Below are 12,131 nucleotides of genomic sequence, written 5' to 3'. Positions count from 1 at the left end.
GCTCTAACTTTTTGACAAATCGCAGTCGCCACCGCTTCATACGTTTTACTTCATAGCGCGCTTATTAACTAATCATCATAAAATATCATTTTTATATTCAATCATCAGTCTGAATATAGAAAGATTCTCTCCCATTAAACCATTCAAATGACTCCTTCATACATCCCATACAATTCAACATATTGACTTATAAAGATAATTTATCATTTTTTCTTATATCGAATGCTCCTTAAATATCGTAAGATTCTCTTATTTCCAACCTATTCCACTATTCTATATTGAATCAATTAAAAATACTCGCTTACCCGTTACAAAGGAGAGATCATGTGAGTAAAAATTTTACAAAAAAGGCATGTCTCTTATGAACCGTTTCAAGAGTCAAAAGCTATTTTATTTGCGCCCCCACGAGCTCACAAAGTGTATGACAGTACTAGCTTGCGCTTTTATGAAGCCTTAAGGTAAATAAGTTTTATATTTTTTCATGGGGCTTGTTATACCCTTCACGAAGCATTGTCGAAAAATGGGCTGAAAAGCACGTTGCAAGAGATTCTTAAAAAAATACGTAAATATTGCAATACAAGGATATCTCTTTTGGGATGTTTTATTTTACATGATGGTTGTGATCTCATCAAAGAGCAAGAAAATCACCTCCCACAATAGAATCATCTCTCGCAGAAAAATCTACCCCTCTCCAGGAAGCAAAAAATGCACGCTTGAGAGCGTGCATTCACCCAAAAATCAAAGGAAACCTAAGCATAGAAGAGAGATAAAAGACTAAAGTCTTAAACCCTAAAATGGAATGTCCACGATACATTCCCGTTTTTTTAAATTAATAGCCTCTTTTCAAATTAATAGCATGAGGACGGCACAAGCTCACCCCAACAGCCATCTCAAAGCAGAAAATGCACGCCCGAGAACGCGCATTCACCAAGAAATCAAAGGGAACCTAAGCATAGAAGAGAGATAAAATATTCAATCCTTAACCACTAAAACGGAACGTCCACGATACATTCCCGTTTTTAGATCAATATGATGAGGGCGACGCAACTCACCAGAATTTTTATCCTCGATATAAGTCGGCGCCTTCAGAGCATCAGCCGAACGGCGCATGCCCCTCTTCGCTGGAGAGGTTTTTCGTTTAGGTACAGCCATAAAAAGACACTCCAAATCCATTAAAACAGAAAAAGCAATGTCAAAAATGACAATGCTTCATTTAAAAACACCATAAAATTTGAAGGCATTATATACTGATAAAAAAGAAGAGGCAATGTCAAAATGATCTTCCTCTTAGCAAAAATAACCTTCCTTTTATCAAAAATGATATTACAATGACCAAATGAAGAGCAAAAACACCACAAAATTTATGCGTTTTATACACCCATGAAAGTATTTTCATAAAGCTAACATTTAATTTTTTATTTGGCATTATCTTATTTGGCCTTAAAAGGGATTTGCGCATACAGTAAAAATACGCATGATAAAGAGAAATTGATTTTTAATAAAAACCTACGCCCATTGATGAAAACAAAAAAAGCAATAGCCTCTCTTTTTGAACGTCATCATTTTATTTTCATAAAAACAAAGGAAGCAAGAATGCACGAATTTACCACCCTTCTTGCAAAACATGGTCAAAGCGTTGAAAATCGACTGAGCACACTGCTCAGTGATCACATCCAAACTGGTGAAATTTCACGCCCTGAAAACCTCATCAAAGCCATGCGCTATGGGGTGCTAAACGGTGGAAAACGCTTGCGTCCTTTTCTTGTGATTCAAAGTGCTGCACTTTTTGATATCCCTGTAGAGCATTCGCTTGATATTGCATGTGCCTTAGAATGTGTTCACTGTTATTCGCTCATTCACGATGATCTTCCAGCCATGGATAATGATACCCTCCGACGCGGAAAACCCACTGTCCACATAGAATTTGATGAAGCAACAGCAATTCTAGCAGGCAATGCTCTCTTGACATTTGCCTTTGAAATTATTGCCCATAAAGCCAATGCACTGTCTACAGAGATAAGAATAAAATTGATCACAGCCCTTGCACAATCAGCTGGACTTGGTGGTATGCTAGGAGGGCAAATGCTAGATCTTGAAGCTGAAAAAAGACCACAAGAAAGTACTGACATCATCACCCTACAACGCATGAAGACAGCTTCTCTGATAAGCTTTGCTTGCCAAGCAGGCGCCATCATTGGCAATGCACCAGAAGAATTATCGACAAAGTTGGCGTCTTTTGGGACCTATCTTGGTTTAGCCTTTCAATTAACCGATGATCTTCTTGATGTTACGGCCAACACACAGACTTTAGGAAAAACCGCTGGGAAAGATGAAACAGCACAAAAGGCAACTTTTGTTCGCCTTTATGGCATTGAAGAAACCCAAAAAAAGCGAGATGCCCTCATCACAAAAGCAGAAGCTCTCTTACACCCTTTTGGTATCAAAGCACTCCCTCTCCAACAAGCAGCGCGCTTTAGTGCAACACGCAAAAATTAACGTCATCCGCCCTATTATATTCCGCTCTATTGTACAGAGCCTACACCATCCTCTTTGTTAAATATCCAAGAGATTTTTTTAAAAATCTTACCATTGATCTCCATGATATTATTGCTCCCATCATTCAATAGATATAACAAACCTTGAAAAGGTCCATTAAAACAAGCACATGAATTTATAAAACACACATGTAATAATAATCTCATTGAACTTTTTTGCGCGTTCCTTCTAAAAAAAATACAGCCAACAAGTAAATCAATAAATAAAGAGCAAAAATATAAACGAGTGAGAAAAAGCCAAACCTATTGACCATAGAGGCACTCATATAAAAAAACACCAAGAGACTCAGTCTTCCAACGGTTGACAAAAAAGACTCGTATGTCGCCCTGAAATGATCACTCATACAATCATGTAGAATAACTTCCACACGCAGATAGCTATACTTAATGAGATAAAAAATCATACAGACTAAAATGACAGCAATTTCTTTTCTTGGTTCAAAGAAAGCCACTGTAAAAATTAGTGAAACAGAAAGAAACAACAATAAAGCAAAATTTATCTTCTCGCTTAGTTTTGTAAAGAGAAAACTCGCCAAGAGCTGAGAGAGTAATATCAGTGAAAATGTCACCCCAAGTTCAAAATAAGTGACATGAATATGATGATCTTTAAAGATCCACTGCCAATATTGCGAAAAGATATTGAAAAAAATCAATGAAAAATAAAAGCATAAAGAGATATAAGGAACTTGAACAAAAATAGAGACCATCTCTTTAGCTTCACAAGCAAGAAAATTTGCCTGAAGAAAGCTCACTTTATTTGGTCTTTTCTCTCCTTTGAGGTCATCAAGAAAAAACAAACCAAAGAATGTTGTCATCAACATTAAAAATGCCGCGATATACCATATATATTGGCTCGAATAATCAGCAAAATAAGCACCAATCAAACTAAAGATAAACATGCCAATGTAATTATATTGAGAACTTAATCCCAGCACTTTTTTAGTCGATGTCACTTTTGCTTTTGCATACTGAACAAGTAAAGCATTATAAGCCCCCGCAATCAATGTCAGCGACACTGCATTAAAAGATTCAGCCACAAGAAAACCGTAAAAGCTTGTAGAAACGCCCATAAGAAAGAGCCATATAGCAGCAAAAGCCGCCGCTAAAACGATTGATATTTTATAACTTTTTCGATCGGCAAAATACCCCAGAGGAATATCGGTCACCATCATAATAAAAGCCTGAAATGACTTAATGATCCCGATATCAATAAGTGTTAAGCCTTTTTCAAGCATATAAAAGACAATAAAGGCGCCTGTTAAAATTCTTATACCGTTAAATAAAAAGCCAAAGGCTAATATATTGGCCATTCATTCCCCCAATAGCGCCCAAAAAGGCATCCATATACATCATTTTATAGAAAAATAAAAGCTGATCTTTTACGACGAATAGGGCAATATCCGCTATAAAAATCTTCAGTTTTATCAATTTTATATCCAGAAAAATGCCCAAAAGACCAAAGGAAAGAATGAAACACGTTTTTTCTATAATTTGACTTTTGTCAAAGTCTATTATTCCACGAACGCAAGAACCGCCAACGAGCCATCATCCACATTTAAGGATCTAATTAAAATCTTCATATCGTTTTGCTGAATAATCTTAACAAACTCAAACGCATCGATATCAGTCATAGGCTTCTAATACCATGCATAAAAGCTGGTTTTCCTTAAGATCATCAGCAGTGTAATAGCTTTCACCCTACAAAGCAACCTATTACAACAATACATTGATTTATAATCATCATTCATTGTTTTGCATGTCGAATGAGCATCCTGAATATTGTAAAATCCTTTCACCCACTCATAGTGCATCAATTCAAATCACTTACCTGCCCTCACAAGCGAGGGAGACATGTGAGTAAAAACATTACAAGTCACAACTCAAATGTCTCTTATGGTACCATCTCAAATCTTAAAAACTGCATGGAAGCAGGCACAAGTATGATGCTGCGGATTGTTCTTTTATTAAACTTAAAAGACGAGAGGGAATTGTATAAGTTTTATACCCTTTACGAGAACTTTACCATTATAGCATCTCATAAACCCCATCGTGAAATGGAAACCTTAAGAGATATCTTTTTAAAACAAGGGATCTTCTTTATTTCAACCTTGTGCAATTATTTAACCTTGTCCAAAGCGTTTATGAATATAATCACTCAAAAGCCCTTCGAATTCTTCAGCAATGTGATCACCCCGTAAAGTTTTTACCTTTTGTCCCTCAATAAAAACGGGTGCGGCTGGACTTTCTCCCACTCCAGGCAATGAAATTCCAATATCCGCATGTTTTGATTCCCCTGGACCATTGACGATACATCCCATCACAGCAACCTTCAAACTTTCAACTCCAGGGTATTTTTCACGCCAAACGGGCATATTTTTGTGTAAATTTGTTTCAATTTTTTGTGCCAATTCCTGAAAGACCGTTGAAGTTGTACGTCCACATCCAGGGCAAGCTGCAACCACGGGGAGAAATTGCCGAAACCCCATTACTTGCAAAAGTTCTTGCCCCACTTTTACTTCTCGTGTTCGATCCCCACCCGGTTCCGGCGTTAAGGAAATCCGTATTGTATCGCCAATCCCTTGCTGTAATAAAATGCCCAGAGCCACCGAAGAAGCCACAACCCCCTTCGTTCCCATCCCTGCTTCTGTTAAGCCTAAATGAAGAGCATAATCACAACGCTCTGCCAAGGCAATATAGACAGCAATAAGATCTTGAACATCACTCACTTTAGCAGAAAGAATAATTTTATCACGCCCCAATCCCATCTCTTCAGCCCAAAGAGCCGACTTTATAGCCGATTGCACAACCGTTTCCCGCATTACTTCAGCAACCGATAAAGGATTTTCTTGTCTCGCATTTTCATTCATAAGCTGTGTTAACAACGCATTATCAAGAGAGCCCCAATTCACGCCAATGCGAATAGGTTTATGATAACGACAAGCAATCTCAATGATTTCGGCAAATTGACGATCTTTTTTTGCACCAAAACCTACATTTCCAGGATTGATGCGATATTTGGCAAGTGCTTCAGCACACGCTGGATGCTCTGATAAAAGCTTATGGCCAATATAATGAAAATCCCCAACCAATGGGACAAAAAATCCCAACCGCTCCAATCGCTCACGTATCTTGGGGACAGCTGCCGCCGCTTCATCACGATCAACGGTAATACGAACCAATTGTGAGCCCGCTTGCCAAAGAGCAGCCACTTGAGAAACGGTTGCATCAACATCAGCAGTATCTGTATTGGTCATTGACTGGACAACTATCGGGCTCTGCCCCCCGACCATTACATCACCAACAGCGACACCAACAGAGTAACGACGCTCAAGAGGTTTCGATAAAAAATAGGTCGTGCTCATCAAGTCCTCAAATTTTTAAAATCCGCACTATCAGTCATCATTGACATTGACTTTCTCCGCGCTTCAAAGGACGAAAATACACCGCCCACCAATCTTAACAGATTGCTTAAAGTTCCATCTCTTCCCCCTGATGCAATTTAAGCCCATAAGCGAAGTCCATTTCATAAATACCTTCGATAAATCCTACCACGCCTGCTCACATTCATAGTTTTACACTTGGTTACTTCAAAAAGAAACTGAAATCAGATAAAGACAAGACCGCATTTTTAAGTGGCACCCTATACCTTACATCCACGTCATCGAAAAACAATATTTACAACACAACAGATAACGCTTACCACAGCACAATTTTTAAAAATGCACGAAAGGTATCACCTAATTAAGACAACATATTGATTTATAATAACCTCTTTTTTATAAATTTGAATAGAAAACTTAAACATCGTCAGCTTCTCTCATTTCAAATTTATTCATCATCAATCAAAGTTATATCCCTTACACACTTAAAAGCGTCCATGGAGATAAAACTAAAAAAGTAAAAATAGCTTGAGAAACTGTCTTCAAAAGCAATCACAACACTCTAAAACAAGTACAAGAAAATGAAGCACCAATTTGATTCCTTTATGAAATAATGATGGAAATACGCGATAAGCTTGATACCTCTCACGAAGGATTCTTCTTTGCAAGAGATTTTATCTTATATCCTTTAGCTTCCTCATCATGAAATGAACGCAAGTCCGTTAAGAAACGCCTCATTAAACCCACACACTTAAATTTCACCTCACCCCCCAGCCACATAATCAATGCAACTTTTCAATTTTTAAGCCGTTATAGCAAAACCCCAAACATAATTCCAACGATCATGCAACAATTTAACACATGAAGGAGTCAACAGATGTGTCTATTTTCAACCAATGCCAAAAATGCTAAAATTAAAAAACGTATTGCACAATTAAAAAGAGAGCTGGTCCCCGTAAATCGCTGGAGTTCTCAAAATGATCGCTTTGAAAATATTTCTGAGCTGTTTAACACGTGGAAACAAAAGGGGCGTCACGCACTTTATCACCTCAACGAACAGGCAACAGAATTAAAGAAAAAAGCAAAAGAAAACCCTAAAAAAACCCTCGCATTAGCTGCAGGATTAGTTTTAGCAAGCGTCTTACTCATACGCAAAAATTACGAACACCAATAATTTCCCCCTTTTCATGCCCGATTCAAAGCGGGCATTTTTTTATCGTTGATAAAGCATAATACTTGACACCCCCTAACCTTACGCGCCCAAAGAACAAATTTTTCACCCCGCAATCTATCATCCAGCTTTTCATCAATGCAATCTCTCAAACATGCAATCACACGACCACACCCAAAAGAAATAGTATTTCTAAAGAAAGCAAACTCTGCCATGGATATGCAGCCCATACGAATATTTAGTGTGTTAAATACACCTACCCCCACCTTAAAAGAGGGAATATTCATGGTAAAATTAAAATAACAATCCAATTTATGCTCAAACTTCCCCAAGCTTCATTGTAGATATAGCCTGAAAATAACACGTTCATATTGGAAAAAATTATACTTTTACTTTATGTATTTTTGCTTATCATTTTAATTGGGGAAAGGGAGAGAAATATTTTGATATCGAAGACTCACACGCCTCTCACGAACAGATGTTTTTTACAAAAATTTGCCTTGAGACAAAAGGAATGTTTCGTAACAGCCGCGTGTATAGCACCCTTTAAATTTCAAATACATGCCTTCACAGTAATGCTTCCATTTTTTCTCAATGAACTTTGCCAAAACATAGAACAAATAAGATAAGCTATTTATAAAAAAGTGCGTGAAAAACAAAAAGCCATTCAACAGCTCATTGAGTAACTTAAAAGTCCTAGAAATGCTGATCAAGCTCAATCCCTTCAAGCACAATAAGAAACCCCGCAGGTTTATGAATGCGCGCTCTATAAATACAAGCTTTGGCAATAATCACAAGGAACAGAAGAATATGAAAAGTGGAAAGCTAACGCTGAAAAGAGAAGAGCTGAAAGTGAAGCTAGAACTTGAAGAATTACAGCGAATACAAGAAGAGAATATTCGCAAAATGGTTGGACCTAAAGAACAAACTGAAAAACAACAAGAAAACGACTAAATCAGAAAAATATTTATGGCAACATTGCCTTTAGCTTGATTAATCAGAATTGATTATAAAAAATCATAACAAAGCACAATTTTTAAATTGTGCTCAAGTTTCATAGAAATAAAAAAGAGGAAATAGATTATTAGCAATAGAATAATGCTTTTAAATGCTCTTCAAGAACTTATCAAAGCACACAAGTAAAGAGAAGATTATTTAAAGAATAATAGAAAAAAGATATATTAACCTAAAGAGAGAACGGTTTAATCCCTTACAATGATGATAAACAACACCACGTCTTTTATTTGTATTATCTATTCTGATAACCGCATCTTGTACAGCCTATTTATAGATTACAATGTTATACATCCGTCCCTGTAAAGCTATAGCGATATAATTTTCAAACTTAGTATTTTTGTTACATACACAACACACACCTCTAGCTATGAGACTTGGATCAGAGAGATAAGCCTTATACTCTTGCACATGTCCCACAAGAAATACACTCAAATAAAAAACAAGCACCTCCCCCGCACCTGAAAGGACGAAAATTTCATCCAGCTCTGATACTCATCTGGCATCTTGTCCAGCCAAGCCTCTCTCACTGTTCACCCATACCGTCCCACATCACCCTACCTCAAAGGATGCTGTTGCGAGAATATAGCAAAGCACCTTATCAATCCTCCCTTCGACTGAGCTATTTTAAAAGAAATAGAAGGGATTAAAGAAGCATGCGCTTTAATGTTCTTTAGAGCATTATTTTACATCATGCCCAATGAGAGTTTTAAGAGCTTTAAGAGATAGATCATCGCAAACCAAACGAAATCTTCTAAAGTAAACAACCACTTGCTATAAGAAAATGGTACAAAAATTAAATTGAAAAAACCCAAAATTTTATCCTCCAGAATCAACCCGCTGCGAAGTATCCACATACGTAACCACAGACATCCCAGGAATGAGCTTTTCAACCCCTTCCTGACCAGGATCTAAAGCAATCCGTACTGAAATACGTTGCGCAATTTTGATAAAATTACCAATTGTTGTATCCGTTTTTAACAATGAAAACTCTGAACCTGTCGCAGGAGCAAAACGAACCACACGCCCTGTTAACTTTTTGTTGTTCAATGCATCAACAGAAAAAACAACCGGTTGTCCCACACGCATCTGAGAAAGTTGCGTTTCTTTATAATTAGCAATAATCCAAATATCATCAGAAATGACCGAGACCAATTGCGTCCCGGGCATAACATATTGTCCTACCCTAGCGCCAACCAATCCAATATAACCTGTTCGAGGCGATAAAATCTTTGTATGATCGAGATTGAGTTTTGCCAACTCAACCCCCACCTTTGCGCCCGCAACTTCTGACTGTAAACTTTGCCGTTCAAGATTTAATTGTTTTTGCAACTGCCGTTTTGTTTCCAATGCCGCCAAGAGTTGTGAAAGAGGACGTGAAACAGTACTTGCCGCATCACCAAAGCCTAACTTTTTATCAGGAACAACATTGGAGAATGCTCGTGAACGGGCCAATTCGACTTCTGCTGTATTAATTTCACCCTGCAAAAGCTGTGCTTGCAATTCAATACTGGCCAATTTTGCATTTTTTGAATCGAGAACAGCCTGTGCTCGTGCAAGCTGTTGACGAAAAAGAGAATCATCAAGCTCAAAGAGCAACATTCCCTTTTCAACGCGTTGATAATCTTGCACATAAATCCGTGCGATCACCCCAGAGATCTGTGAACTAACCAAAGTAACATCACCTTTAATGGAAGCATTATCCGTTACTTGAATGTTGCTCACAAAGGGAGGTAGTCTCCAAGCCCACAAAATCAGCAAAACCCCCATAGTACCTGACAGGAATGCAACAATCGTAGCCTTTGACCGTAATGCTTTTATCATTTTTTGCACCCCTCTTCTATGACATCACTTTTTTTCTAATGCACGCACAGAGCATGACTTAACAATCATTGTGACAAGAAAAATAACGAATACAACCATTGAAATATAAAAATAAAGCCGAAAAACGTCATCATAAGCAAAAATATTTGCTGTTAACTTAAATTTCTCTATCAATAGAGAAGTCCCCTGATCACTCCTCAAGCCATGAGCAACAGAAGCACCATAAGAAGGCGAAAATAAAGTATTCATCTCACCAGAAATAAGCGGATCAGTCACAACAATATTTTGTGTTAAGGATTCAAAATTCTTATGAGCAAAATAAAACTGCAGGCTGCCAAAAAAAGCCGACCCCATCAATCCCCCCGTTACTTGCGTGAGCAAAAAAACAGCAATAAAACTCAAAACATAACGCGGTCCTCGCTCACCAGCGATTACGAACCCCTTAAAAAGAGCAGGAGGCAAAAAAAGCGCATAACTAAAACTCACCAATCCTTGGCTCAACATCATGTCTTGTGGACGCGTTAAATGGTTTACACGACTATCTAAATAAGCGCCAAGTGCCAAACAACCCAAAGATAACAAATAAAAATAATCCTCACGCCCTGCCCGTAAAAAAAACACACAAACAGCCCCTCCTAACAGAGTCCCCAATGTCACTGCAAAATACATGGGCGCCATCTCGCGATTGAGCAAACCAAAAAGATTAAAAAAACCGAACGGCAAATTGGATCGCTCCAGCAAGAACACATGAAAAATCAACAAAATAAAAACAGATTGAATCATTTCTTTACTGAAGATCCAACGCAGATCAATCAATGGTTTTTCTCTATTAAGCTCAATCATAATAGCAACAGCCAAAGAGGAAATAGCCAGTGCGAGTCCCCAACCAATCCATGGTGCTTCATACCACCAATACAAAATGCCAACAGACATAATCACGGCATTAAGACCAAGACCAAGAGCAATTAAACCATAGCTTATCCAATCTAACTTTTGAATAACCTTACTCCGGACAACAGGGGTCAGGGGCAAAGTATAGATACAGACCAAACTGATGAGAACCAACCCCATTTCCAGAGCAGAAAGACTGGAAAAACCACCATTTTCCAGCAAATCAGGAGAAATCAAATGCGATAAAGGTGCTGCTAAAGCCGCATTCATATAATTTAAACTAAGACCAACAGTAAACTTCTTTGCCGGTGCAAAAGCCTCCATCATATAAAGCAACGCAAGCGAAGCCAAAGGTGCAGCAGCAATCCCAGCAAAAAAACGAATAATCAGTGCAGAACGCAAATCAGTCACAAAGAGCTGTAACGCGCAAACCAAAACGAAGCCAAGGATCGACAGTTCAGCAAAAGCACGCAAACCAAATTGATAGCGGATTTTGATCAACATAATCGCCACACTGACATTTGGTGCCATATAGGCTGCAACCAACCATGTCGTCTCGGCTAAAGTTGCGTGAAAATCACCGGTCAGATGAACAATATTAGACTGAACAATATTAGCCCCTAAGCCATAAGCCCATTGCAAAATAAGAGAAGCAAAAATATAAACAAAACATTTCGGCAAAGGTCCCGCAAAAACACGACCAGGACGAGGGAAAGGTTTTCCGCCCCTTTTAGCAGACACAACCGTACTCTTTTTTCCGCTCATGTCACCTTTTCCTAATATACCCTGCTACGCTTCTATCAACACAGAACCATCCGCTGACAATTGCTGGAAAAAAGCTTCGATTTTAGGATTATCCGCATCACTTGTTCCCCCCTCTAACGTCGCTTGAACCTGCAAGATCCGCTGTTCTAAGACATCAAAAGAAAGATGCTCCACCGCCACAACATGCTCGACCAATAAAGAGCAACTCGAAAAGGTAATATTTGCAACGCCTCCGTAAACAGCAAAGAGCTTTTCTCCCACAGGAGTGCGAACACGAACACTCCCCAACACAATGCTTGCCACCAATGGTGCATGATGTGCCATAACAGTCAAAGCACCTGAAGCTGAAGGAAGAACAACAGACACCACCTGCTCTGAAAATACAATCTTTTCAGGCGATACAAGCTCAAACAAAAAATGCTCTTCTCTATTGTTTTCCACAAAAGTCTCCACAATACCCACAAGGGCTCTTTGCCCTTTTTAACAACTTATCTTTTTCAACAACTTGCCCTTATTTAACGACAAATATTC

At 38.3% G+C, this 12,131-nt stretch carries 9 protein-coding genes; 3 read left to right on the top strand and 6 right to left on the bottom strand.

The features are described from left to right. Nucleotides 1-972: 972 nt before the first annotated feature. Entirely contained in the window at nucleotides 973-1,152 is a 180-nt protein-coding gene (gene rpmF, locus FS875_RS02510) for a 50S ribosomal protein L32 (protein ID WP_005774555.1), read from the bottom strand. A gap of 441 nt (nucleotides 1,153-1,593) precedes the next feature. Here rpmF and FS875_RS02505 point away from each other — a divergent pair, with 441 nt between their 5' ends. After that, on the top strand, nucleotides 1,594-2,496 hold the full coding sequence (locus FS875_RS02505) for a polyprenyl synthetase family protein (protein WP_144752610.1): 903 nt from the start codon (nucleotides 1,594-1,596) through the stop codon (nucleotides 2,494-2,496). Between the two features lie 202 nt (nucleotides 2,497-2,698). Here the strand turns inward: FS875_RS02505 and FS875_RS02500 are convergent, their stop codons facing one another. Further along, nucleotides 2,699-3,865, bottom strand: coding sequence for an MFS transporter (locus FS875_RS02500; protein WP_144752607.1), 1,167 nt, complete (start codon nucleotides 3,863-3,865; stop codon nucleotides 2,699-2,701). 810 nt (nucleotides 3,866-4,675) lie between these two features. Then, on the bottom strand, nucleotides 4,676-5,917 hold the full coding sequence (ispG, locus tag FS875_RS02495) for a flavodoxin-dependent (E)-4-hydroxy-3-methylbut-2-enyl-diphosphate synthase (protein ID WP_144752604.1): 1,242 nt from the start codon (nucleotides 5,915-5,917) through the stop codon (nucleotides 4,676-4,678). Between the two features lie 895 nt (nucleotides 5,918-6,812). Here ispG and FS875_RS02490 point away from each other — a divergent pair. Together FS875_RS02490 and FS875_RS10120 are read left to right on the top strand one after the other, a co-directional pair. Next, complete coding sequence (locus FS875_RS02490; protein WP_144752601.1) at nucleotides 6,813-7,109, top strand: hypothetical protein; 297 nt, start codon at nucleotides 6,813-6,815, stop codon at nucleotides 7,107-7,109. 807 nt (nucleotides 7,110-7,916) lie between these two features. After that, the gene (locus tag FS875_RS10120) at nucleotides 7,917-8,060 is read left to right on the top strand and encodes a hypothetical protein (protein WP_166428879.1); all 144 of its coding nucleotides are present in this window, start codon (nucleotides 7,917-7,919) and stop codon (nucleotides 8,058-8,060) included. Between the two features lie 879 nt (nucleotides 8,061-8,939). Here the strand turns inward: FS875_RS10120 and FS875_RS02485 are convergent. From FS875_RS02485 to atpC, 3 genes are read right to left on the bottom strand one after another with little or no spacing between them, the layout of a single operon-like run. Then, entirely contained in the window at nucleotides 8,940-9,944 is a 1,005-nt protein-coding gene (locus FS875_RS02485) for an HlyD family secretion protein (protein WP_144752598.1), read from the bottom strand. A gap of 24 nt (nucleotides 9,945-9,968) precedes the next feature. Continuing rightward, nucleotides 9,969-11,600: an MFS transporter gene (locus FS875_RS02480; protein WP_144752595.1), complete on the bottom strand. Its 1,632-nt coding sequence runs from the start codon at nucleotides 11,598-11,600 to the stop codon at nucleotides 9,969-9,971. 24 nt (nucleotides 11,601-11,624) lie between these two features. Next, nucleotides 11,625-12,041: an ATP synthase F1 subunit epsilon gene (gene atpC / locus FS875_RS02475; protein WP_144752593.1), complete on the bottom strand. Its 417-nt coding sequence runs from the start codon at nucleotides 12,039-12,041 to the stop codon at nucleotides 11,625-11,627. Nucleotides 12,042-12,131 lie beyond the last annotated feature (90 nt).

The organism is Bartonella saheliensis (assembly GCF_902162175.1).
Note: the sequence above shows the minus strand (reverse complement) of the source record. Positions and strands in the feature narration are given on the sequence as shown.

What these genes read in the sequence shown, in the direction of transcription:
- rpmF (WP_005774555.1), bottom strand. Translation starts at nt 1,152, where the DNA reads ATGGCTGTACCTAAACGAAAAACCTCTCCAGCGAAGAGGGGCATGCGC.
- FS875_RS02505 (WP_144752610.1), top strand. Translation starts at nt 1,594, where the DNA reads ATGCACGAATTTACCACCCTTCTTGCAAAACATGGTCAAAGCGTTGAA.
- FS875_RS02500 (WP_144752607.1), bottom strand. Translation starts at nt 3,865, where the DNA reads ATGGCCAATATATTAGCCTTTGGCTTTTTATTTAACGGTATAAGAATT.
- ispG (WP_144752604.1), bottom strand. Translation starts at nt 5,917, where the DNA reads ATGAGCACGACCTATTTTTTATCGAAACCTCTTGAGCGTCGTTACTCT.
- FS875_RS02490 (WP_144752601.1), top strand. Translation starts at nt 6,813, where the DNA reads ATGTGTCTATTTTCAACCAATGCCAAAAATGCTAAAATTAAAAAACGT.
- FS875_RS10120 (WP_166428879.1), top strand. Translation starts at nt 7,917, where the DNA reads ATGAAAAGTGGAAAGCTAACGCTGAAAAGAGAAGAGCTGAAAGTGAAG.
- FS875_RS02485 (WP_144752598.1), bottom strand. Translation starts at nt 9,944, where the DNA reads ATGATAAAAGCATTACGGTCAAAGGCTACGATTGTTGCATTCCTGTCA.
- FS875_RS02480 (WP_144752595.1), bottom strand. Translation starts at nt 11,600, where the DNA reads ATGAGCGGAAAAAAGAGTACGGTTGTGTCTGCTAAAAGGGGCGGAAAA.